This is a genomic window from Umezawaea sp., assembly GCF_036375055.1.
Classification (GTDB): Bacteria; Actinomycetota; Actinomycetes; order Mycobacteriales; family Pseudonocardiaceae; genus Umezawaea.
Genome location: NZ_DASUSQ010000084.1, coordinates 53,888 through 76,488, shown reverse-complemented (window position 1 = coordinate 76,488; position 22,601 = coordinate 53,888). Strand labels below are relative to the sequence as shown.

Annotated in this window: 24 protein-coding genes; 11 read left to right on the top strand and 13 right to left on the bottom strand. The window is 72.2% G+C overall.

The features are described 5' to 3' along the window. Positions 1–5: 5 nt before the first annotated feature. Together moaC and VFZ92_RS23545 are read left to right on the top strand one after the other, a co-directional pair. Positions 6–488, top strand: a complete 483-nt coding sequence (gene moaC, locus VFZ92_RS23550) for a cyclic pyranopterin monophosphate synthase MoaC (RefSeq protein WP_330878183.1) — start codon at positions 6–8, stop codon at positions 486–488. Beyond that, positions 485–1,411, top strand: a complete 927-nt coding sequence (locus VFZ92_RS23545) for a molybdenum cofactor biosynthesis protein MoaE (RefSeq protein ID WP_330878182.1) — start codon at positions 485–487, stop codon at positions 1,409–1,411. The genes moaC and VFZ92_RS23545 overlap by 4 nt, the downstream gene beginning before the upstream one ends. Positions 1,412–2,060: 649 nt before the next feature. Here the strand turns inward: VFZ92_RS23545 and VFZ92_RS23540 are convergent. After that, positions 2,061–2,729: a transglycosylase family protein gene (locus tag VFZ92_RS23540; protein ID WP_330878249.1), complete on the bottom strand. Its 669-nt coding sequence runs from the start codon at positions 2,727–2,729 to the stop codon at positions 2,061–2,063. 415 nt (positions 2,730–3,144) lie between these two features. Between VFZ92_RS23540 and VFZ92_RS23535 the strand changes: the two genes are divergently transcribed. Next, the gene (locus tag VFZ92_RS23535; protein WP_330878181.1) at positions 3,145–6,018 is read left to right on the top strand and encodes an ATP-binding protein; all 2,874 of its coding nucleotides are present in this window, start codon (positions 3,145–3,147) and stop codon (positions 6,016–6,018) included. Between the two features lie 15 nt (positions 6,019–6,033). Here the strand turns inward: VFZ92_RS23535 and VFZ92_RS23530 are convergent, their stop codons facing one another. Both VFZ92_RS23530 and moaA read right to left on the bottom strand, forming a co-directional pair. After that, complete coding sequence (locus VFZ92_RS23530) at positions 6,034–6,288, bottom strand: MoaD/ThiS family protein (RefSeq protein ID WP_330878180.1); 255 nt, start codon at positions 6,286–6,288, stop codon at positions 6,034–6,036. 1 nt (position 6,289) lies between these two features. Beyond that, the gene (moaA, locus tag VFZ92_RS23525; protein ID WP_330878179.1) at positions 6,290–7,348 is read right to left on the bottom strand and encodes a GTP 3',8-cyclase MoaA; all 1,059 of its coding nucleotides are present in this window, start codon (positions 7,346–7,348) and stop codon (positions 6,290–6,292) included. A gap of 146 nt (positions 7,349–7,494) precedes the next feature. On the opposite strand from moaA, the gene VFZ92_RS23520 reads away from it, so the two are divergent. From VFZ92_RS23520 to VFZ92_RS23510, 3 genes are all read left to right on the top strand, one after another. Further along, complete coding sequence (locus VFZ92_RS23520; protein WP_330878178.1) at positions 7,495–7,950, top strand: MarR family transcriptional regulator; 456 nt, start codon at positions 7,495–7,497, stop codon at positions 7,948–7,950. Positions 7,951–7,987: 37 nt separating this feature from the next. Then, positions 7,988–8,770 carry an HAD-IIA family hydrolase gene (locus VFZ92_RS23515; protein ID WP_330878177.1) on the top strand — a complete coding sequence of 261 codons (783 nt, stop codon included), beginning with the start codon at positions 7,988–7,990 and terminating at the stop codon, positions 8,768–8,770. 90 nt (positions 8,771–8,860) lie between these two features. After that, positions 8,861–9,661: a metallophosphoesterase family protein gene (locus VFZ92_RS23510; protein ID WP_330878176.1), complete on the top strand. Its 801-nt coding sequence runs from the start codon at positions 8,861–8,863 to the stop codon at positions 9,659–9,661. A 4-nt stretch (positions 9,662–9,665) separates the two neighbouring features. On the opposite strand, the gene VFZ92_RS23505 is transcribed toward VFZ92_RS23510, so the two are convergent. The 3 genes from VFZ92_RS23505 to VFZ92_RS23495 are packed head-to-tail and all read right to left on the bottom strand — an operon-like array spanning position 9,666 to position 11,610. Next, a complete protein-coding gene (locus VFZ92_RS23505; protein WP_330878175.1) occupies positions 9,666–10,376 on the bottom strand; it encodes a hypothetical protein in 711 nt (236 codons plus the stop codon). Continuing rightward, positions 10,373–11,251, bottom strand: a complete 879-nt coding sequence (locus VFZ92_RS23500) for an ABC transporter ATP-binding protein (protein ID WP_330878174.1) — start codon at positions 11,249–11,251, stop codon at positions 10,373–10,375. The genes VFZ92_RS23505 and VFZ92_RS23500 overlap by 4 nt, the downstream gene beginning before the upstream one ends. After that, positions 11,248–11,610, bottom strand: coding sequence for a GntR family transcriptional regulator (locus VFZ92_RS23495; protein ID WP_330878173.1), 363 nt, complete (start codon positions 11,608–11,610; stop codon positions 11,248–11,250). The genes VFZ92_RS23500 and VFZ92_RS23495 overlap by 4 nt, the downstream gene beginning before the upstream one ends. Before the next feature lie 115 nt (positions 11,611–11,725). On the opposite strand from VFZ92_RS23495, the gene VFZ92_RS23490 reads away from it, so the two are divergent. Next, positions 11,726–13,327, top strand: coding sequence for an AMP-binding protein (locus VFZ92_RS23490; RefSeq protein ID WP_330878172.1), 1,602 nt, complete (start codon positions 11,726–11,728; stop codon positions 13,325–13,327). A 58-nt stretch (positions 13,328–13,385) separates the two neighbouring features. On the opposite strand, the gene VFZ92_RS23485 is transcribed toward VFZ92_RS23490, so the two are convergent. Continuing rightward, on the bottom strand, positions 13,386–13,760 hold the full coding sequence (locus VFZ92_RS23485; protein WP_330878171.1) for a YccF domain-containing protein: 375 nt from the start codon (positions 13,758–13,760) through the stop codon (positions 13,386–13,388). Between the two features lie 32 nt (positions 13,761–13,792). On the opposite strand from VFZ92_RS23485, the gene VFZ92_RS23480 reads away from it, so the two are divergent. Next, a complete protein-coding gene (locus VFZ92_RS23480) occupies positions 13,793–14,764 on the top strand; it encodes a Gfo/Idh/MocA family oxidoreductase (RefSeq protein ID WP_330878170.1) in 972 nt (323 codons plus the stop codon). Here the strand turns inward: VFZ92_RS23480 and VFZ92_RS23475 are convergent. Both VFZ92_RS23475 and VFZ92_RS23470 read right to left on the bottom strand, forming a co-directional pair. Beyond that, positions 14,746–15,975 (bottom strand): Nramp family divalent metal transporter, encoded by a 1,230-nt coding sequence (locus VFZ92_RS23475; protein ID WP_330878169.1) that lies wholly within the window; start codon positions 15,973–15,975, stop codon positions 14,746–14,748. The two genes, VFZ92_RS23480 and VFZ92_RS23475, sit on opposite strands and share 19 nt — an antisense overlap. 49 nt (positions 15,976–16,024) lie before the next feature. Then, positions 16,025–16,591, bottom strand: coding sequence for a TetR family transcriptional regulator (locus VFZ92_RS23470; protein ID WP_330878168.1), 567 nt, complete (start codon positions 16,589–16,591; stop codon positions 16,025–16,027). An 82-nt stretch (positions 16,592–16,673) separates the two neighbouring features. On the opposite strand from VFZ92_RS23470, the gene VFZ92_RS23465 reads away from it, so the two are divergent. Continuing rightward, entirely contained in the window at positions 16,674–17,297 is a 624-nt protein-coding gene (locus tag VFZ92_RS23465) for an HAD family hydrolase (protein ID WP_330878167.1), read from the top strand. Here the strand turns inward: VFZ92_RS23465 and VFZ92_RS23460 are convergent. Then, a complete protein-coding gene (locus VFZ92_RS23460) occupies positions 17,284–17,487 on the bottom strand; it encodes a hypothetical protein (protein ID WP_330878166.1) in 204 nt (67 codons plus the stop codon). The genes VFZ92_RS23465 and VFZ92_RS23460 overlap by 14 nt on opposite strands. A 123-nt stretch (positions 17,488–17,610) precedes the next feature. On the opposite strand from VFZ92_RS23460, the gene VFZ92_RS23455 reads away from it, so the two are divergent. After that, a complete protein-coding gene (locus tag VFZ92_RS23455; RefSeq protein ID WP_330878165.1) occupies positions 17,611–17,997 on the top strand; it encodes a cold-shock protein in 387 nt (128 codons plus the stop codon). Positions 17,998–18,272: 275 nt separating this feature from the next. Here VFZ92_RS23455 and VFZ92_RS23450 read toward each other — a convergent pair whose 3' ends face one another. The 3 genes from VFZ92_RS23450 to VFZ92_RS23440 all read right to left on the bottom strand — a co-directional run bounded on the left by VFZ92_RS23450 (position 18,273) and on the right by VFZ92_RS23440 (position 21,380). Continuing rightward, positions 18,273–18,758: a DUF2771 family protein gene (locus tag VFZ92_RS23450; protein ID WP_330878164.1), complete on the bottom strand. Its 486-nt coding sequence runs from the start codon at positions 18,756–18,758 to the stop codon at positions 18,273–18,275. A gap of 21 nt (positions 18,759–18,779) precedes the next feature. Next, positions 18,780–20,522, bottom strand: a complete 1,743-nt coding sequence (locus VFZ92_RS23445) for an MFS transporter (RefSeq protein WP_414719984.1) — start codon at positions 20,520–20,522, stop codon at positions 18,780–18,782. A 90-nt stretch (positions 20,523–20,612) separates the two neighbouring features. Next, positions 20,613–21,380 carry a glutaminyl-peptide cyclotransferase gene (locus VFZ92_RS23440; protein WP_330878163.1) on the bottom strand — a complete coding sequence of 256 codons (768 nt, stop codon included), beginning with the start codon at positions 21,378–21,380 and terminating at the stop codon, positions 20,613–20,615. A gap of 66 nt (positions 21,381–21,446) precedes the next feature. On the opposite strand from VFZ92_RS23440, the gene VFZ92_RS23435 reads away from it, so the two are divergent. Further along, positions 21,447–22,592, top strand: coding sequence for a DUF3027 domain-containing protein (locus tag VFZ92_RS23435; protein ID WP_330878247.1), 1,146 nt, complete (start codon positions 21,447–21,449; stop codon positions 22,590–22,592). Positions 22,593–22,601: the final 9 nt, after the last annotated feature.

Sequence of the window (22,601 nt, the reverse complement as noted above, 5' to 3'; positions counted from 1 at the left end):
GTGGTATGACCAAGCAGTTCACCCACCTCGATTCCAGCGGCGCGGCGCGCATGGTCGACGTCTCCGGCAAGGAACCCACCACCAGGACGGCGGTGGCGACCGGGGTGGTGCGCACGACGACCGAGGTCGTGGCACTGCTCGCCGGGGACGGTCTGCCGAAGGGCGACGCGCTGGCGACCGCGCGCATCGCGGGCATCATGGCCGCGAAGCGCACGTCCGAACTGGTGCCGCTGTGCCACCCCCTCGCGCTGTCGAGCGTGAAGGTCGACCTCGAACTGGGCGAGGCGGAGGTCCGCATCACCGCCACCGTCCGCACGACCGACCGGACCGGCGTGGAGATGGAAGCGCTCACCGCGGTGTCCGTCGCGGGCCTGACCCTGCACGACATGGTGAAGGCCGTCGACCCGGCCGCGTCGATGGACGCGGTCCGCGTCGAGCGCAAGGACGGCGGCAAGACCGGCACCTGGATCCGCCCGGAGGGCAGATGAGCACCACGGCACGTGTCATCACCGCGTCCAACCGCGCCGCGTCCGGCGTGTACGCCGACCGCGGCGGACCGATCATCGTGGACTGGTTGCGCGACAAGGGGTTCGACGTCCCCGACGCGCTCGTCGTCCCCGACGGCGAACCGGTGGCCGACGCACTGCGGCAGGCCGTGGCGGCCGAGGTGAACGTCGTCGTCACGACCGGCGGCACGGGCGTCAACCCGACCGACCGCACCCCGGAGGCGACCAGGGCGGTCCTCGACTACGAGGTGCCGGGCCTCGCGGACGCGATCCGCCAGTCCGGCTGGCCCACCGTCCCCACCGCCGTGCTGTCGCGCGGCCTGGCGGGGGTGGCGGGCCGCACGCTCGTCGTGAACCTGCCCGGTTCCACCGGCGGCGTCCGCGACGGCTTGGAGGTCCTGGGTCTCGTGCTCGACCACGCGGTCGACCAGCTCCGCGGCGGCGACCACGTCCACACCCACGCCCCGCTGCACACGGGCCCCGCGGCCGTGCTGCGCGCGACCGTCAGCGAATCCCCGCTGTCGGTCGAGGAGCACGCCGCGCTGGTCGAGGACGCGGGCGCGGGTGCCGTGGTCACGTTCGCCGGGGTCGTCCGCGACCACGACGGCGGCCGTTCCGTGCGGGAGCTGGAGTACGTCGGCCACCCCAGCGCGGCCGACGTGGTCGCCGAGGTGGCCGCCGACATCGCGGGCCGCTACGAGGGCGTCCGGGCTCTCGCCGTCTCGCACCGCGTCGGGCCGCTGGCGATCGGCGACGTCGCCCTGGCCGTCGCGGTCGCCGCCGAACACCGCAAGGAGGCGTTCGCGGTGTGCTCGGAGCTGGTGGACGAGGTCAAGCGCAGGCTGCCCGTGTGGAAGCGCCAGGTCTTCACCGACGGCACCGACGAGTGGGTCAACTGCCCCTGACCCTCGGCTCGGCCGACCGCGGGTCAGGCTTGAGGGTGCCTGCCGGCCTGGAGCAGACCACCACGGGCGAGCACCCGGCCAGGACTGGCGACCGCACGCTGACACGGGCGTGCTTCCTCGCAGACCTGATCTGACCTGACCGGCCCGGCGACGCTGCGGTGTCCGGTTCGCCGTGCTCCGCACCAGGACGCACCACCGGCATCCCGAGCCAGCCGCCGCACAACCACACCGGGCAGCCTCAACCGTGGTGGGCGGGGTCGGCTGTGCCACGTCACCGCTCGCGAGCCGCGGCGGGCGGGCCTTGTTGTGCCACGTCACCGCTCGCGAGCCGTGGCGGGCGGGCCCTGTTGTGCCACCTCACCCGCAAATAGCGGCGGGCGGGGTTCGCTGTGCGACCTCACCACCCCCAACAAACGGCGGATGGGTTTGCTGTGCCGTCCCACCCCCCAACAACGGTGGGCGGGGTCGGCTGTGCCACGTCACCGCCCGCGAACCGCGGTGGGCAGGGACCGCTGCGCCGCCTCACCACGCGCGGACCGCGGCGGCCGACCCGCCCGAAGAAGGCGGGCGACCGACGGCAGGGACCCCAGTCCGCGGGGGGAAGCGGATGGGGTCCCTGGTCCGGCACTCGGCACGAGCCGAGCAGGTCCTACTTGGTGGCGATCTTCAGACCGGGCGTGATCAGGTCCGGCGCCGGGATGAAGTCCTTGTTCAGCTCGGCCAGCTTCTGCCAGCCGCCTTCGACCTTCAGCTCGTCGGCGATCTTCGACAGGCTGTCGCCCGGCTTGACCTCGTAGTCGCCAGCCGGGTTGTTCGACGGCAGGGCGAGCACGACCGGCGCGGGCGCCTGCTGGCGCACGGGCGCCTGAGCGGTCCGCTGCTGGGACGGCGCGGGAGCGGCCTTCTGCTGCTGCTGGGCCGGGGCCTGGGCCGGGGCCGCCGCGACGGGGGCACCGCCACCGCCGAGGCCCTTCTGGCCGCAGACCGGCCACGCGTTGATGCCCTGCGAGCGCAGGACGTTCTCGGCGACGCGGATCTGCTCCTCGCGCGACGCGTTGGCGGCCGAACCGGTGCCTCCGTTGGAGGACCACGTGCTCGGCGAGAACTGGAGGCCACCGTAGTAGCCGTTGCCGGTGTTGATGGCCCAGTTGCCACCGCTCTCGCACTGCGCGACGGCGTCCCAGTTCACGTTGCCCTGGGCCTGAGCGGTTCCCGCGGCCATGCTGAGCGGCGCACCGACGATGATGCCTGCCACTGCCACCTTGGCGATGCTGCGAGCGGTACTGGACAGCTGGCGGTGCTTGCCTCGGTTAGAAATCATTTTCCTCACGGTCCACCAGCACCTGCACGGGGAACTCGGGGTCGGGCCCGGTCACGTTCCTCAGCCCCTGTCCGGCGGGATTTCTCGCTCGGGGTTGTGTGCCGGGGGACCGCTGGACAGGGCTCGGTGCTCGGTCTCCCGGTGTAGCTCGTGACTGGTTCGGGGCCAGTCGATTAGCGACCGTACGTAACCAACGACGAGACGCCAAACAGTTCGGCACGTGACTCACGTCACAGTGAGGGGTCGGAATGGCGTAATATCCTGCTATTTATGCAGCTCAACGGGCCGTTATCGGTCCGTTTCCGTTCCGAGATCAATCGAGATGGATCACCCAGAGTGAGGCGTGCCTCACGTCGTTGCTCCACCCGTGGACAAGCTGCGCGGACGTCCGCACCGTGCATACGATCAAGCCGTGCACGTCGAGGTCAAGATCATCGGGAGGCCGGGGATCGTCGTCGACGGCCGCCGCGTCGAGGTCCAGGGCGACCGGCTCGCGGCGTTGGTCACCGCCCTCGCGCTGGACGCCGACCAACCCGTCCCGATGGCCACCCTGATCGAGCGGATGTGGCCCGACGGTCCGCCCGCGGACCCGCGCGGCGCGGTGCGGGCCGCCGTTCTCAGGCTCCGCCACCTCCTCGGCGTGCCGGACCTCGTGACCACCGAACCGAGCGGCTACCGCCTCCGCGTGCCGCGCGAGAACGTCGACGCGCTCGCCGACCCCGCCCCGGCGGGCACGGCCCCCCACGTCCCGGCGTCGCGCGCCACCGCGCCCGCCGACCCCGGTCCGCCCGTCCCGGCCCAGCTCCCGTCCGACCTGCCCGACTTCGTCGGCAGGCAGGAGCAGGTGGCCGAGCTGACCTCCGCCACCTCACCCGTCCTGGTGATCTCCGGCCCGCCGGGCATCGGCAAGACCGCGCTCGCCGTGCGCGCGGCGCACCGGCTGCGGTCCCGCTTCCCCGACGGGGTCCTCTACGGCGACCTGCGCGCGTACGCGCCGGGCGAACCCGTGGCGCCCGAGCGGATGCTGTCGCGGTTCCTGCGCGCGCTGGGCACCCCGCCGGACGCGATCCCGGTGCGGCTGGACGACCAGGTCCGGGCCTACCGGGCGGCGCTGGGGGGCAGGCGCGTCCTCGTGCTCCTCGACAACGCCACCGAGGACGTCCTCCGCCCGCTGCGCCCCGAGGTGCCGGGCTGCGCGGCGCTGGTGACCAGCAGGCACGACCTGTCCACCGCCCCCGGCGTCCACCAGGTCGAGCTGGGCGAGCTGACCGACGCGGACGCCCGCGACCTCCTCGGCGGCATGATCGGCCACGAGCTGGTCGACGAGGTGCCCGCCGCGGTCGACGAGCTGGTGCGGCTGTGCGGGCGGTTGCCGCTCGCCCTGCGCATCGCGGGCGCGAACCTCGCGGGCCGCTACCCGGACGACGTGGCGGACTACGCCGCCGAACTCCGCGACACCGACCGGCTCGCGGCGCTGTCGGTCGACGGGGACGTCGCCGTGCGGCGCGCGTTCGACCTCTCCTACCGGGCGCTGACCCCGGACGCCCAGCGCCTGTTCCGCAGGCTCGGCCACGTGCCCGGCCCGGACTTCGGCACGGCGACCGCGACCGCCGTGCTGGGGTCGGACGCGCGGGACCTGCTCGACGTGCTCGTCGGCGCGAGCCTCGTGCAGCAGTCGGCACCCGACCGCTACCTCATGCACGACCTGCTGCGCCTCTACGCCGCGGGCATGGCCGAGCCCGACCCGCTCGGCGGCTTCCTCGACCACCTGCTCGGCGCGACCCTGGCCGCCGGGCGCGCGCTCAACCCGGAGTTCCACCGCGTCGACCTCCCCGACGGCATCCCGGTCGTGGAGGAGCCGGAGGACGCGCTGGCGTGGTTCGACGCCGAGCGCGCCACGCTCGTCGCGACCGCCGTCCGCGCGGCCCGCTTCGGCCGTCCCGAGGTGGCCTGGCTGCTCACCGACCTCTCCCGCGGCTACTTCTACTTCCACGGCCACCTGTCCGACTGGCTCACCGCCTCGGAGGCCGCGCTGGAGGCCGCCGCGGCCGACCGCTTCGGCGAGTTCGTCGCCCGCCGCGGCCTCGCGCTGGCCCACTGGCGCGGCGGCGGGCTCGCCCTCGCCGTCGACGAGTTCACCAAGGCCCTGCACCTGGCCCGCGAGGTCGGCACCCCGCTGGACGTGAGCGCCGTGCTGTCCAACCAGGCCATCGTCAACTGGGACCTGGGCAGGCTCGACGCGGCCGCCGCGGCCCTCCGCGAGTCACTGGTGCTCAAGCGGTCGGAGCCGCCCGTCCAGCAGGCGCCCACCCTGTTCAACCTCGCGGGCGTCCACATCGACCTCGGCCCGCTGGACCGCAGCATGGAGCACGTCCTGGAGGTCCTGCGGATCTCGCGGGAGAACGACCTGGCGTACGGCGTCGCGTTCTCGACCGCCCACATCGGCGACACCTACTACCTGATGGGCCACCTCCCGCAGGCCGAGGAGCACCTCCGCGTCGCGCTGGCGTCGCACGAGACCGTCGACGTCGGCCTGGTCTTCCGCGCGGGCGGCGTCGACAGCATGGCCAACGTCGAACTCGACCTCGGCCGCCCGGAGGCCGCGCTCGCCCGCGCCCTGCACGGCCTCGACCTGGCGAAGCAGGCGGCGGACAGCAAGGGCGAGGTCGACTCCAGCAACACGCTCGGCCGCGTGCACGCGGCGCTCGGCGACCTGCTCGGCTCGGTGCGGCACCACCGCTCGGCCCTGACGACCAGCGCGGGCACGGGCTACCTGCGCGGACTGGTGGACGCCCACCTCGGCCTCGCCACCAGCCACCGCCTGCTCGGCGACCTGGACACGGCGCTGCGGCACGTGCGCGACTCGGACGAGGCCGCGCGGAACGGTCAGCTGCACGTCCGCCGCACACGCGTCCTCGCCGAGGCGGCGGCCGTCCACCTGGCGCTCGGGGACCTGGCCGAGGCGCTGCGGCAGGGCGGGGCGGCGCTGGACCTCAGCCGCCGGACGGGTCGCCGGATCGGCGAGGCGCACGCCCTCGTGGTGCTCGGTCGGGTGCGGCGGGAACTGGGCGACGAGCGCGCCGCCGCCGAGTGCTGGCGCGCCGCGCTGGAGGTGTTCGAGGAACTCGACGCCCCGAACGCGGCCGAGGTGCGCGAGCTGCTGGACCAGCCGCCCGGAGACCAGCGGGCGGGAGACCAGCGGGCGGGAGACCAGCGGCCCGGAGACCAGCGGCCCGGAGACCAGGGGCCGGGCGACCAGCCGCCCGGAGACCAGCCGCCCGGATGACCTCCGCCGGGCCCGTCAGCCGCCCGCGAACGGCGGCAGCACGTCCAGCAGCGCCCCGGACCGCACGGCGACCCCGCGGTCGCGCACGGCGACGCCGTCGAGCAGGAAGCTCGCCGCCGCGAGCACGCGGGTCAGCGGCTCGCCGTGCCGCTCGCGCACCGCGGTGAGCACGTCGGCGACCGTGGGGGCGCCGTGCAGCTCGATGTTCTCGTCCGGCACCCCGGCCGCGGCCCGTGCTCCCGCGAAGTACCGCACCGTCAGTTCGGGCACCTCATCCTCCGATCGCGCTCATCGGCCGGTCCGGCTGGCTGAACCCGGCGTCGTTGATGCCGTGCCCGGCGGCCTTGGCCCACATCGTCGCGCGCCACAGGTCGGCGATCTCGTCGTCGGTGGCGCCCGCGCGCAGCGGGGCGCGCAGGTCGGTCTCGGACTGGCTGAACAGGCAGTTGCGCAGCTGCCCGTCGGCGGTCAGGCGGGTCCGGTCGCAGGCGGCGCAGAACGGCCTGGTGACCGACGCGATGACGCCGACCACGGCGGGGCCGCCGTCGACGAGCCAGCGCTCGGCCGGGGCGCCGCCGCGGGCGACGGGTTCGGGGGTGAGGTCGAACTCGGCGCTCAGCGAGGCGAGGATCTCGGCGGCGGTGACCATGCTGGTGCGGTCCCAGCCGTGCTGCGGGTCGAGCGGCATCTGCTCGATGAACCGCAGCTGGTAGCCGTGCTCGACGGCGTACCGCAGCAGCGGCACGGCCTCGTCCTCGTTCACGCCGCGCAGCAGCACCGAGTTGATCTTGACGGGGTCGAGGCCCGCGGCGCGGGCCGCGGCCATGCCCTCGAACACGTCGTCGAGCCGGTCGCGCCGGGTCAGCTCGTGGAACCGTGCCCGGTCGAGGGTGTCCAGCGAGACGTTCACGCGGTTCAGGCCCGCCTCGACCAGTCCGGAGGCGCGCTTGGCCAGCGAGAGGCCGTTGGTGGTCATGGAGATCTTCGGCCGGGGCGCCAGCGCGGCCGTGGCGGAGATCACGTCCTCCAGGCCGCGGCGGAGAAGCGGCTCACCGCCGGTGAAGCGGACGTCCGTCACCCCGAGCTTCGTCACGGCGACGGCGAGCAGGCGGACCAGTTCCTCGTCGCTGAGCACCTGCGACGTCGGCAGCCAGTCCAGGCCCTCGGCGGGCATGCAGTAGGTGCACCGGAGGTTGCAGCGGTCGGTCAGCGACACCCGGAGGTCCGTCGCCACCCGACCGAAGCGGTCGACCAGTTCCGGCCTGTCCGGTCGCGTGGAAGCGTCCGGCGTGCCGCGCACGACTGGCAACCCGAGTTCGACTGCTGTCACCTCCGCCAGGGTAGTGCGGAAACCCATGTGGGTGGCGTCACAGAGCCCGCTGTGACGGACGAGGCAGTCGTGGTCACCCACAAGGTCGAAGATGGCCACCCTGTCTTAGTCGCTAAGATGTTGAACAAGCCAAGAGGAGCGTGGTCATGGCCGAGGTGCCGTCCGACGTGCTGGAGCGGTTCGCCTGGTACGCCCGCGAGATGAGTGCGCTGACGGTGATGTTCCACAGCCGCGTCGCCGAGCACATGGGGCTGTCGGCCACCGACGAGAAGTGCCTCGACCTGGCCGTGCGCGCCGACGGAGCCCTCACGGCGGGCCGCATCGCGGAGCTGTCCGGGCTGTCCACCGGCGCCGTCACGGGCGTGATCGACCGGCTCGAACGCGCCGGGTACGTCCGCCGCGTGCGCGACCCGCACGACCGCCGCAAGGTGCTGGTCGAGGTGACCCAGCAGAACGCCGACAAGTTCGCCCACCTCTTCGAGGGCGCGCTCGCCACCGTCGAGGAGGTGCTCTCCGGGTTCACCCCCGCCGAGATCGAGGTGCTGGAGCGCTACAACAAGGCGTCCATCGACGTGTTCCGCGCGCGCGTGGTCAAGGGCTGACTAGCCCGTTTCCACGCTCGGGTGAATCATGTGCCGCATGCCGGAGCGCTGGAACTACCTCATGGACATGGATGGCGTCTTGGTGCACGAGGAGCACCCGATCCCCGGCGCCAGCGAGTTCGTCGCGGAGCTGACCGGGAACGACATCAAGTTCCTCGTGCTGACCAACAACTCGATCTACACGCCGCGCGACCTGCGGGCGCGCCTGGCGCGGACGGGGCTCGACATGCCCGAGACCGCGATCTGGACGTCGGCGCTGGCCACGGCCAAGTTCCTGGACTCGCAGCGCCCGAACGGCTCCGCGTTCGTCATCGGCGAGGCGGGCCTGACCACCGCGCTGCACGAGATCGGCTACGTCCTCACCGACCGCGACCCGGACTACGTGGTGCTCGGCGAGACCCGCACCTACAGCTTCACCGCCATCACCAAGGCCATCCGCCTGGTCGAGGAGGGCGCGAAGTTCATCGCCACCAACCCGGACGCCACCGGCCCGAGCCGCGAGGGCTCCCTCCCGGCGACCGGCGCCGTGGCCGCCCTGATCGCCCGCGCCACCGGCCGCGAGCCCTACTTCGTGGGCAAGCCCAACCCGCTGATGATGCGGTCGGCGCTGCGCGCGCTGGGCACCCACTCCGCCAACACCCTGATGATCGGCGACCGCATGGACACCGACATCCGCGCGGGTCTGGAAGCGGGCCTCCAGACCATCCTCGTGCTCTCCGGCATCTCCGCCGACTCGACGGCCGAGATGTACCCCTTCCGCCCGACCAGGGTGATCAGCTCCATCGCGGAGCTGGTGGGCAACTCCGCCGACCCCTTCTGAACCGCTCCCCGACCGGAGAACAGGGGCTCGACGTGCCGAATTGTGACGGCCGAGCCGGGGTCCGCGGAGCGGCGACCATAAAGTAGGTCCGTGGACACCGACCAGCGCAAGCTCTTCGTGGTCGGCGACGTGCACGGGCACCTCGCGGAACTCGCTCGTTCCCTGCACCTCGCCGACCTCCTCGACTCCGACGGAGACTGGTGCGGTGGTGAGTCCGAGCTGTGGTTCCTCGGTGACTTCGTCGATCGCGGACCGGACGGGATCGGCGTGATCGAGCTGGTCATGCGGCTCTCGGAGGAGGCGGCCGAGGCGGGGGGCAGCGTGAACGCCCTGCTGGGCAACCACGAGGTGCTGCTGCTCGGCATGCACCGCTTCGGCAACGCGAACGTGCCCGGTGCGCCCAGCCCCCGCAGCTTCGAGCGGAGCTGGCTGATGAACGGCGGTCTGCGCAGCGACCAGGACCGCCTCACCGACGAGCACATCCGGTGGCTCACCAGCAGGCCGGTGCTGACGCTCGTCGACGACCACCTGCTGATGCACTCCGACACGCTGGCGTACCTGGAGTACGGCGACACGATCGACGAGGTCAACGACGCCGTCCGCGAGGTGGTCGCCGACGACGACCTGACCGACTGGTGGGAGTGCTGGCGCAAGATGACCACGCGCTACGCGTTCCGCGGCACGAACGGCGCCGAGGTCGCCGACCAGATGCTCGACCAGCTCGGCGGCAAGGTCGTCGTGCACGGCCACAGCGTCATCGCCGACCAGCTCGGGGTGCCGCCCGCGCAGATCGACGGTCCCCTCCAGTACGCCGAGGACCGGGTGCTGGCCATCGACGCGGGCCTGTACAGCGGTGGTCCGTGCCTGGTCGTCGAGCTGCCCTACGGCTGACCGGTCACACGGCCGCCCTGGCCTTGACCGGCACGTCGCGGAGCAGGCCCCACGTGAGCAGGAGGCCGAGGGCCCAGCTCCCGGCGCACAGGGCGAGCGCGAGCGGGAGCGACGCCGTCGCGGTGAGGTCCAGGTCGCGGAAGAACGGCAGCGAGCCGGACCGGCCGACGGTGACGACGGCGGGCAGGATCAGCGCGACACCGAGCAGCAGGGTGAGCACGCCGCCCGTCTGGAGGCGGTCGAAGCCGCTGACGACGAGCATCCCCACGGCCGTCCACACCCCGAACACCCCCCAGTGGGCGAGGAAGACCGCGGGCACGTCCGTCGCGCTGTCGAAGTGCGGCTGCTCCAGCCCCTGCCGCCACCCCGCGGCCCGGTAGACGAGGGATTCGAGCACGTAGCCGAGCGCCACGCAGGCCGCGGCCACGGCCGTCAGCGCGACGGTGAAGGCGCTCGCCTGCGCGACGTACTCGCGGCGCGTGCGGCCGTGCACGACGGCGACCTGGAGGAGCTTCCTGGCCAGGTGCAGGCCGAGGCCGAACATGAACCAGCGGGCGACCTGGGCGGAGGCCATGTCCCAGCCGCTGACGCCGATGTCCTTGACCAGGGAGACGCCGAGCACCAGCAGCAGGACGGCCACCCAGCCCGCGGCGAACACGAGCGCGGTGAACGGCAGCAGCGTGGAGGAGAGGAGTCGGGCGACGGGCCACTTCATCGGGGTTCTCCCGCCGGTTCGGTGAGGTGGACGAACAGGTCCTGGAGGGGGACCGGGCCCAGGTCGAGGCCCTCGGTGCGGGCGGTGGCGTGGTGGGCCTGGTCCAGCGCCCCGTAGACCATCGCGGACTTGGTGGGGCCGAGCTGCTTCTGGTTGAGCACGGTGAGGCCCTCGACGAAGCGGTCGACGGCGCCGATCGGGCCGGTGACGGACGTGCCGCGCGAGCGGACCGCCTCGGTCTCCTCGTGCAGGACGAGCCTGCCGGAGTCGATGATCACGACCTCCTCCAGCAGGGAGGCGAGTTCCTCGATGAGGTGCGTGGAGAGGACCACCGTGCGCGGCGAGGTCATGAAGTCCGACAGCAGCGCGTCGTAGAACGCGTAGCGGGTCGGGGTGTCCATGCCGATGTGGGACTCGTCGAACATGGTCAGCGGCGCCCGGCTGGCGAGGCCGACGACGACGCCGAACGCGGACCGCTGGCCGAGCGAGAGCTGGCCGAGCTTCGTGCCGTGCGGCAGGCCGAACAGCTCCATCAGCCGCTCGGCGTACTCGGCGTCCCAGTTCTCGCGCAGCGCGGCCGCGAGGGACAGCGCGTCCTTCAGCCTGTCGCCCTTGTCGGCGGGGTCGACGCCGTGCTGGACGAGGCAGATCCGGCTGGTCGCGCGGCGGTTCTCGAACACTGGCTCGCCGTCGACCAGCACGGTGCCCGAGGTGGGCCTGCGGAACGCCGCGAGCACCGACATCAGCGACGACTTGCCCGCCCCGTTGCGGCCGAGCAGGCCGTAGACCTTGTTCTCCGCCAACGAGAACGACAGGTCGTCGACCGCCGTCACGTCGCCGTGGCGGACGACGAGGTTCTGGACGTCGACCTTCATCGGCCGTCCTCCAGCTGCTCGATCCGCTTGATCACGTCGGTCAGCGGGACCCCGATGGACCTGGCCTCCGCCACCATCGGGTCGACCACCTGCCCGAAGAACGTCTCCCGTCCCCGCGCTCGGAGCGCGTCGCGCGCCGTCGGGCTCACGAACATCCCGATCCCCCTCCTCTTGTAGAGCACGTCCTCGTCGACCAGTTGCTGGAACGCCTTCGCCGCCGTCGCCGGGTTGATCCGGTAGAAGGCCGCGTACTGGTTGGTGGACATGACCTGCTGGTCCGCCTCCAACGCCCCGGACAGCACGTCGGCCTTGATCCGGTCGGCGATCTGCCGGTAGATCGGGCTCCGGTCGTCGAACATCAGCACTTCCCTGGTTCGTTACTTGAGTAACGAACCGTAGCACCAGAGAGGCTGCTTTCGTCAAGCCGCCGTGCGAAGGTGGGTGGGCGCTCCAACGTCGTCGCGGGAGGTCGTCGTGTCCACGGTCAGCTACTCGTCCGGTACCTCGACGGTTCCCCTGCTCGGGGACACGATCGGCGCGAACTTCGACCGCGCCGTCGCCCGGTTCGGCGACCGGGAGGCGCTGGTCGAGTGCGAGACCGGCCGCCGCTGGACCTACGCCGAACTCGCCGCCGAGGTCGACGCGCTCGCCGCCGGGCTGCTCGCGTCCGGCGTGCGGGTCGGCGACCGGGTCGGGATCTGGGCGCCCAACCGCGCCGAGTGGGTGTTCGTCCAGTACGCCACCGCCAAGATCGGCGCGATCATGGTCAACGTGAACCCGGCCTACCGGGCTCACGAGCTGGAGCACGTGCTCAACCAGTCCGGCGTGCGCACGCTGATCGCCGCGCGCGAGTTCAAGACGTCGGACTACGCGGGGATGGTCGAGCAGGTGCGGCCGAAGTGCTCCGGGCTCCAGCAGGTCGTGCTGCTCGGGAGTCCGGAGTGGACGGAGCTGCTGGCCGCGCGGGAACGGCCGGGGTTCCCCGAGCTGTCGGCCGACGACCCGATCAACGTGCAGTACACCTCGGGGACCACCGGCTTCCCGAAGGGCGCGACCCTGTCGCACCACAACATCCTCAACAACGGGTACTTCGTCGGTGAGCTGTGCGGGTACTCCGAGGTGGACCGGATCTGCGTCCCGGTGCCGTTCTACCACTGCTTCGGGATGGTCATGGGCAACCTGGCGGCCACCTCGCACGGCGCGTGCGTGGTCGTTCCGGCGCAGGGCTTCTCGCCCGCCGCCACGCTGCGCGCGGTCGCGGAGGAGCGCTGCACCTCGCTGTACGGCGTGCCGACGATGTTCATCGCCGAGCTGGCCGAGCCGGACTTCGACACCTACGACCTGTCGTCGCTGCGCACCGGGATCATGGCCGGGTCGCCGTGCCCCGTCGAGGTGATGAAGCAGGTCATCGACCGCATGGGGATGCGCGAGGTGTCGATCTGCTACGGCATGACCGAGACGTCACCGGTCTCCACGCAGACCCGTGCCGACGACTCGCTGGACCGCCGGGTGTCGACCGTCGGCCGGGTCGGGCCGCACCTGGAGGTCAAGGTCGTCGACCCGGTCACCGGGAGGCCCGTGCCGCGCGGCGAGCCCGGCGAGCTGTGCACCCGCGGGTACTCGGTGATGCTCGGCTACTGGGACCAGCCGGACAAGACGGCCGAGGCGATCGACTCCGCGCGGTGGATGCACACCGGGGACCTCGCCGTCATGGACGCCGACGACTACGTGAGCATCACCGGCCGCATCAAGGACATGGTGATCCGCGGCGGCGAGAACGTGTACCCGCGGGAGGTCGAGGAGTTCCTGCACACCCACCCGGACGTCCTCGACGCGCAGGTCATCGGCGTGCCGGACGCCCGCTACGGCGAGGAGCTGATGGCGTGGGTCCGGCTCCGGCCCGGCGCGCCCACCCTCACCGCCGAGGCGGTGCGGGAGTTCTGCACCGGCGAGCTGGCGCACTACAAGATCCCGCGGTACGTGCACGTCGTGGACGAGTTCCCGATGACGGTGACCGGGAAGGTGCGCAAGGTGCAGATGCGCGCGGAGGCCGTGGAGCTGCTCGGGCCGGGGTGAGCCGGAACGGGGCTGGTGGTGATTTTCCGCGGTCCACCACCTGGCCTCGCCCCGGTGGTCACGGTACGTCGACGATGACCTTGCCCAGCGGCATCAGGGAGACCGGGATCAGCTTGAAGTTCGCGATGCCCAGCGGGATGCCGATGATCGTGACGCACAGCGCGATGCCGGTGACCACGTGGCCGATGGCCAGCCAGATGCCCGCCACGACGATCCAGATGATGTTGCCGATCAGCGAGGCCGCGCCCGCGTCCGGGCGGTCCACCACCGTGCGGCCGAACGGCCACAGCGCGTAGTTCGCGATCCGGAACGACGCCAGGCCCCAGGGGATGGTGATGATCAGGACGCAGCAGATGATCCCGGCGATCGCGTAGCCCACCGCCAGCCAGAACCCGGAGAGGACGAACCAGATCAGATTGAGGACTAGGCGCATGCCCCGATCTTGCCTGATTAGGCTGCCGTGCTGTGACCAATCCCGTGCGTTGGGGCGTTGTCGCCCCTGGTGGTATCGCTGACGTCGTCACCGCCGACCTGCTTCTGGTGCGTGGTGCCGAAGTGCTGGCCGTCTCGTCGCGCGCCCTGCCGCGCGCGCAGGAGTTCGCCGCGAAGCACGGCATCCCGCGCGCCTACGGCAGCACCGCCGACCTGCTGGCCGACCCGGACGTCGACGTGGTCTACGTGGCCACTCCCCACGCCCAGCACCACGAGGTGGCGCGGGCGGCCCTGCTGGCGGGCAAGCACGTGCTGTGCGAGAAGGCGTTCACGCTGACGCTGGCCGACGCGCAGGACCTCGTCGACCTGGCCCGCGAGCGGAACCTGTTCCTGATGGAGGCGATGTGGACGCGGTTCAACCCGCTCGTCCGCCGGATCAAGTCGCTGGTGGCCGAGGGCGCCATCGGTGACGTGCGGGCGGTGCACGCGGACTTCGGCTTCACCGCCGACTACGACCCGTCGCACCGGCTGTGGAACCCGGCGCTCGGCGGCGGCGCGCTGCTCGACCTCGGCGTCTACCCGGTGTCGTTCGCGCACATGGTGCTGGGCGAGCCCGAGTCGATCACCGTGCACGGGTCGCTCGCGCCGACCGGCGTGGACGCCGACGTGGCCCTGCTGCTCGCCTACGGCAGCGGGGCGCACGCGCTGCTCACGTGCTCGCTGACCAGCACGCCGGAGGTGAGCGCCACGATCGTCGGCAGCGGCGGCCGGATCGACGTCCCGGAGCCGTTCTTCAACCCGGCGGCGATCGTCGTCAACGGCGTCGAGGAGCGGGTCGAGCTGGAGGGCACCGGCTACACCTACCAGATGACCGAGGTCACGCAGCGGGTCGCCGCCGGGTACACCGAGAGCCCCGAGATGACGCTGGACGACACCCTGGCCGTGATGCGCACGCTCACCACGGCCCTCGGCGCGCTGGGCGTGGACTACGCGAACGTGAGGTAGACCAGCACGAGGTTGAGGGCGATCACGGCCACCGACGCGGCACCGGCGGCGACGGTGGTGCCGACGTGGTTGGCGGCCGTGCCCATGACGGACCGGCGTGCCGTCAACCACACCAGCGGGACCAGCGCGAACGGGATGCCGAACGACAGGACGACCTGCGACAGCACGAGCGCCTGCGTCGGGTCGACGCCGACGGCGAGCACGACGAGGGCGGGCACGAGCGTGACGAGCCTGCGGACCAGCAGCGGGATCCGGAACCGCAGCAGGCCGTCCACCACGACCGCGCCCGCGTAGCAGCCGACGGCGGTGGACGCGAAGCCCGACGCGAGCAGGCCGACGGCGAACAGCAGCGCGATCCCGCCGCCGAGCCGCGAGCCGACTGCGGCGTGCACGCCCTCCAGGCCGTCCACGTCCGGCAGGCCGCGCAGGGCGCTCGCGGCGAGCAGCAGCACGGCCAGGTTCACCGCGCCCGCGAACACCATCGCGACCACCACGTCGACCTTGGTCGCGGCCAGCAGCCGTCGGCGCGGCGCACCCCCTTCCGGCCTGCCGTGCCGGTCGCGGGCCAGCGCCGAGTGCAGGTACACGGCGTGCGGCATCACGGTCGCGCCCAGCATCCCGGCCGCGAGCAGCACGCTGTCCGCGCCGTCGAACCGGGGGACCAGGCCGCCGACGGTCCCCGCGACCGACGGCGGGTCGACGAACAGGCCCGCGGCGAACCCGACGGCGACCACGACCAGCAGCGTCGTCACGACCCGCTCGAACGGCCGCTGACCCCGCCGGTCCTGCACGAGCAGCAGGGCGGTCGACACCACACCGGTGATCACGCCACCGACCAGCAGCGGCAGGTCGAACAGCAGGGCGAGCGCGATGGCGCCGCCGAGCACCTCGGCGAGGTCGGTGGCCATCGCCACGACCTCCGCCTGGCCCCAGTAGGCGAGCCGCACCGGCCTCGGCACCCGGTCGCGCACGGCCTCCGGCAGCGACTGACCGGTGACCAGCCCGAGCTTGGCCGACAGGTACTGCACCAGCCCGGCCATCGCAGTGGCCACGACCAGCACCCAGACCAGCAGGTACCCGTACCGCGCGCCCGCCGCGGTGTTCGTGGCGACGTTGCCGGGGTCGACGTAGGCGATGGCCGCCACGAAGGCGGGACCGAGCAGCGCGGCACCCGCTCTGACGCGGGCGGCCTTCGGGCGGAGCGCGACCACCGGTGACCTCCTCGACAGCTTGTCGCCACATCATGGCAACAAGCTCGGGTCACTCCGGCAGCACGGCCCTCGCGACGGTGATCATGGCGTCCACGGCCCGGTCCGGCGGGCCGCTGGGCAGCAGCAGGTGGCTCAGCGCCAGCCGCACGATCGTCTCAGCCGCCTGGTCAGCCCGCTCGCCGGGCAGGTCGGGCCACCGCCGCCGCAGGTGCGCCGCCACCACCGCGCTCGCGGGCACCAGCACCGGCAGCCCCCTGGTGGTCAGGAACGGCAGCAGGTCCTCGGCGTCCGCGCCGGTCACCACCGACGACACCAGCCGGTCCTCCGAGGCCCGAGCCAGCAGGAACGCCAGTGCGTCCCGCATCCCGTCGAACGGGTCCGGTGCCTCCGCCAGCCGCTGCTCGATCCCGGCCAGGTACTCGGCCGTCCGCTGGAGCGCCACGGCCTGCACGAGTCCCACCTTGTTGCGGAACTCGTTGTAGAGCGTCTGCCTGCTCACCCCGACCCGGCTGGCCACGTCGGCCATCCGCAACCCGGCGAAGCCGTTCGCCGCCAGGTCCTCCGCGGCGACGGCGAGCAGGCTCTCGCGCAGCGCGTTCTCAGTGGTTCGGCTCACACCCCGAGCCTTACATATTCGGCCGTACTGCCCATCACCTGGACGGGGGACCGCTTTTCGTCAATCCACGTAGAGTGAGCCCGTGCCGTTGACCGTGGGATTCGACCTCGACATGACCCTCATCGACCCCCGGCCGGGCATGGCGGCCGTGATGAACGCGGTGGCCGCGGAAACCGGCTACCCGCTGGACGGCGACCACTTCGCCGCCCACCTCGGCCCGCCGCTGGACATGGTCTACCGCGACTTCGGCGTCCCCGAGGAGGAGATCCCGCACCTGGTCGACCGCTTCCGCGCCCTCTACCCCGACGTCGTCATCCCGTCCACGATCGCCCTGCCCGGCGCGGCGCAATCGCTTGCGGCCGTGCGCGCACTGGCGGGCACCGTGGTCGTCGTCACCGGCAAGTACCGGCAGAACGCCAAGCTGCACCTCGACGCGTTCGACTGGGAGGTGGACCACCTGATCGGCGGAGTCTGGTCCACGGGAAAGGCGGAGGCGCTGCTCCTGCACGGAGCGTCGGTCTACGTGGGCGACCACCTGGGTGACATCCGCGGCGCCAAGGCCGCGGGCGCGCTGGCCGTGGGCGTGACCACCGGCCCGTGCAGCGAGGCCGAGCTGAAGGAGGAGGGCGCCGACGTGGTGTTGCCCGACCTCACCGGCTTCCCGACCTGGCTGCGCGCGAACGCCGAACGCCTCAGCGCCGCCTAGACCTGGAGTTCCGCACGGCGCTGAGCACCCCGAGGGCCAAGCCGACCGGGGTCAACAGGCACGCGGCGACGTTCAACCAGACCGGCAGGTCGTTCTTCCCCGCCGCGAAGAGCGCGAAAACTGCCACGATGGCCACCAGGCCGAGCGCGAACAACCCCAGTGCCAGCGGCATCAGCTTCGGAGCGGTCATGGCGCGAGGGTAGTCGCGCAATCGGAGGTGCCCGCACGCCGGTCTTCTGGCTACTCTGGGGGAACGCGTCCTGGGTACGCCCGGGGCGCTTCGTCATGTGAAAGCAAGGGAATGGTGAGGGCAGTGCCGACCGGCAAGGTCAAGTGGTACGACACCGAGAAGGGCTTCGGCTTCGTCACCCAGGACGGTGGCGAGGACGTCTACGTGCGGAAGTCCGCGCTCCCTCCGGGCGTCGAGGGCTTGAAGGCCGGACAGCGCATCGAATTCGGCATGGCAGAAGGCCGCCGAGGCCCTCAGGCCCTGTCGGTCCGCCTGGTGGACCCGGCCCCCTCGGTGGCAGAGGCGAGGCGCCGCCCGGCGGAGGAACTGCACGGCCTGGTGGAAGACATGATCAAACTGCTGGAGATGAAGATCCAGCCAGACCTCCGCAGAAACCGCTACCCGGACCGCAAGACCACAAAACTGGTAGCAGAGGTGGTCCGCGCGGTGGCCAGGGAACTGGACCCGTAACCGCGGCGGCAGGCAGGGCGCTCCGGAGAGGCGAGGCGCCCGGCGGAGCGGCAAGGTCGGGGTGGCCCGGCAGGGCGGCGCGGCGGTGCGTCAGTCCTGGTGACCACGGCCAACAGCAAGACGCAGGTCACGGAACGCGGCCGATGTGACTTGGGGTTCTGAGCCTTGAAATTGATGATCGGGCAGGCTTTCGGGACTGCTCTCGTGGCCCGATCAAGGCTCACGAGAGGGGCCCCGAGTCACATCGGCCGCACCACGCTGGAACCGGCGGGTACCTAACGAGCCCCCCGATCATCCACAGACAAGACCCACGTAGCCCGAGCCACGAACTGGATCTGCCCGGTCTCATCGATCTGCACCCGCCGCCCGAACTGCTGAACCTCCACGCTCTCCAGCTGATCCCCCTCCCCAGGCAGGGTCAGCGTGTACGCGTACCGAGGCTCAGCGCTGGTGAACACCTTGCTCCGCAGCGGCTCCTGCTCCACCCCGTCGGCGTTCCGGTAGGTGAACTTCACCGACCACGCCGAATCAGCCACCTCCCCCGGCACCGAGATCTGCACGGGCAGCCCCGGCAGCACCCGCAACACCCCCACGGCCCCGGAGTCCACCACGCAGTTCTCCGACTCCAGGTCGCAGTGCTGCGTCGGGTGGACGTTGATCGTCCGACCCGACGAGTAGAACGTCACCTCGGGCAGCGGGGGTGCCGAGCACCCGGCCAGCAGCAGAACGGCACAGACCAGCGGACTGACGACTCGGCGCACGTCGGCCGACTCTACGCACGCTCACCCGATGGGCTTGGTGGGGTGCACTGCGTTCGGGTGCTCGGGCCGGTCGCCGCCGATGCCGGGGATCAGCGACCCGCCCCGCAGGCACATGACCGTCTGGGTCAGCCCGGCGGCGAGCAGCACCGACAGCACCGTGAACCCGATCCAGTACGTGGCGGGCAGCAGGACGCCGAGCGCACCGCCGAACACCCACGTCAGCTGGAGGATCGTCTCCGACCGCCCGAACGCCGACGCACGGGACTCCTCGGGCAGGTCGTCCTGGATCACGGCGTCGAGGCTGATCTTCGCCAGCCCGCTGGCCGTGGCCCCGACCAGCCCGACGATCGCGGCCGTGGTGAGCCCCGGCAGGACCGCCGCCAGCACCGCCACGGTCAGCGCCGCGCTCAGGCAGGCCACGACGACCTGGTCGGGGTTGCCGAAGTGCAGGCGCGCCCCCACCGCGTTGCCGAGGAAGCTGCCGACGCCCGCCGCGCCCGCGATGACGCCGAGCAGGAGCAGCTGCTTGCCCGCGTCGCCCTCGGTCTGGGCGCGGACGACGAAGGCCGCGAACAGCGTGAGGAAGCCGGTCAGCACGCGGATCGTGCCGTTGCCCCAGAGCGACACGACCACGTGCCTGCCGAGGGGCTGGCGCTTGGCCCTCCTCGCCCCGGTGCGCAGCGACGTCGGCACCTCGCCCTCGGTGACCTCCACCCACGCCGGGATCCTCAGGCACAGCCAGGCGTTGGCCAGGCACAGGGCGGCGGTGAACCAGAGGGCGCCGGGGGAGTCGAAGAGCTGGGCGAAACCGGCCGCGACGGCACCGAGGACACCGCCCGCGGCCAGGCCGAACACGGTCATGCGGGCGTTGGTCTTGGACAGCGTGATGTCCGGCGGCAGCACCCGTGGGGTGATCGCGGACTTGAGCACCGTGAACGACTTGGACAGCACCATGCTGCCCAGCGCCGCCGGGTAGAGGCCCCAGTCGTCGAAGTGCAGCGCCATGACGATCGACAGGAACACGCGCAGCACGCAGGCCGCGGCGAGGGCGATGCGCCTGCCGCGCTGGATGCGGTCCAGCGCGGGACCGATGACGGGGGCGATCAGCGCGAACGGGGCCACGGTGATCAGCAGGTAGAGCGCGACCTTGCCCTGGCTCTCGCCGGTCGCCGCCGAGAAGAAGAGGGTGTTCGCCAGCGCCACGGCCATCGCGGCGTCGGCGGCGTAGTTCAGCATCACCGCGTACGTGAGGGCGGTGAGCCCGGACTTCTCCGCGCCGTCGGCGTGCACGGCCTTCCGGAACGCGGTCACGGCCCGCTGGCCGAGCTGCCTGCCGCGGAACACCGCGACCCTGGTGACGGTCAGCTTCTTCGGCAGCGTCGGGGTGGTGGGCTGCTCCGAGACCGGCACCCGCTCCCGCCGCGACCCCTCCCGCCCCAGCTCCGGCGGCTCACCCGTCGGGTACGGCCTGGTGGGCCGCATCCGGCTCGGTCGTTCGAGGTCGAAGCGCGCCTCCGGGGCCTGCCTCGGCTGGTAGTCGTCGTCCTCCCACGGGTACCGCGTCGGCGGTTCCCGCCGGGGTGGTGGCTGCCGCCTCGGGGGCGGCGGTGGCGCTTGCCGGGGGGCGGCCTGGGGCGGCGGGCTCGGCGGCCACTCGGTGATGCCCGTCGGCTGCTCCGGCCCGCGGCGGGACCTGCGCCCGCCGCTCCAGCCGCGCCGGGCACGGGGTGTGCCGTGCGGGTCGTCCGAACCGGAGCGCTTCACGTGTCAATCCTGCCTCACGCGGAGGCCGGGCGTGCGCGAACGGACGAACGGCCGACCGGAATCACCCGCTCCGGGGCACCGCGCGGTGGCTCACTCGACGAACCGGACGCGGAACACGCTCGGCCAGTTCTTCCCGGTCACCAGGAACTCGTCCGTGCCCGGCACCGCCGCGATCCCGTTGAGCACGTTCGCCCTCGGCACGTCGGCGGGGCGCAGCGACCCGGCGTCGACGCCGGCCGTCACCTTCCCGCTGCCGGGGTCGATGCGGACGATCTCGTCGGTCTGCCACACGTTCGCCCACACGACGCCGTCGACGCACTCCAGCTCGTTGAGCATCGGCAGCGGCTGCCCGTCCCTCGTCACGCCGACCGTGCCGGTCTCGGCGAACGTGGTCGGGTCGCGGAACGTCAGCTCGGCCGTGCCGTCGCTCATCACGAGCCGCCCGCCGTCCAGGCAGAGGCCCCAGCCCTCGCCGTCGTAGGTGACCCGTTTCACCTCGGCCAGCGTCGTGCGGTCCCGCTCGATGGCGATCCCGTCCTGCCAGGTGATCTGCCAGACGCGGTCGCCCACGAGCGTGATGCCCTCGCCGAACAGGGGACCCGGCAGGTCGACCCGCTGCTGGACGGTGCCCGTGTCCGGGTCGACACGCCGCACCGAGGACTCGCCTTCGAGGCCGGTGCCCTCGTAGAGGACGCCGTCCCGCAGCTCCAGACCCTGCGTGAACGCGGTCGGGTCGTGCGGGATCGTGGCCAGCACCTCCACCTTCGACGGCCCCTTCGACGGGCCTCCCGAGGGGGCGGGCGCGGTCGAGCACGCGCCGACGAGGACCAGTCCTGCCAACGCCGCAAGCCTCCGCACGTCCAGAAGGGTGACACGAGTGCACGCGGCTGTGTAGTCGTGCGGCACAATTCACCTGTGACCCCAATGCCCACTCAGCAGCCGCAGCCGGTGCTCGCCGATTCCGAAGCCGTCGATCTCGCCCGCGCCGCCGCGCAGGAGGAAGCAGGCCAGGAACGCATCGGCGCGCACGTGGGTGTGCTCGGTGAGGACGAGGTCTCGGTCACCCACCTCTTCGAGGCCAACCACGCCGGGTACCACGGCTGGAACTGGGCCGTGACGGTCGCGTTCGCCGGGGAGGGCACGCCCCTCTCGGTGAGCGAGGTCGTCCTGCTGCCCGGCAACGAGGCCCTGGTCGCCCCGGACTGGGTGCCGTGGGAGGACCGCGTCCGCGCGGGCGACCTCGGTGTGGGCGACCTCATGCCCACCCGCCGCGACGACCCGCGGCTGGTGCCCGGCTACCTGGAGTCCGAGGACCCGGCGATCGAGGAGGTCTCGCGGGAGATCGGCCTCGGCCGCGTGCGCGTGCTCGGCCGCAACGGCCGCCTCGACGCCGCCGAGCGCTGGCACGGCGGCGACTTCGGCCCGCTCAGCGACATGGCCCGCAGCGCGCCGGCCACGTGCGGCAGCTGCGGCTTCTACCAGCAGATCAAGGGCTCGCTCGGTGCCGCGTTCGGCGTGTGCGCGAACGAGCTGACGCCCGCGGACGGCCGCGTGGTGCACGTGGAGTACGGCTGCGGCGCGCACTCCGAAGTCGAGATCGACATGAGCGTCGGCATCCCCGTCTCGGACGTGGTCTACGACGACGCCCAGCTCGACGTGGAGCCCAACGAGCAGCGCACCCCGGTCGCGGAGGCACCCGCACCCGCCGTGGACGAGGCACCTGAGGCCGAGGCACCCGTCGTGGACGAGGCGCCTGCCGTGGATGAGGCGCCCGTCGTGGACGAGGCGCCTGTCGTGGATGAGGCGCCTGCCGTGGACGAGGCGGCCGTCGTGGACGAGGCGCCCGCAGTGGACGAGGCGCCTGTCGTGGACGAGGCGCCTGTCGTGGACGAGACGCCCGTCGTGGACGAGACGCCCGCTGCCGAGGCGGCCGAGGCTCCCGAACCCGCTGCCGAGGTGTCCGAGGCTCCCGCGGTCGAAGCAGCCGACGTGCCGGCAGCCGAGGTCCCCGAGGACGGGACTCCCGCGGCCGACGTGGCGCAGGACGAGAACGAGACCACGACCCAGTGACCCAGGAGC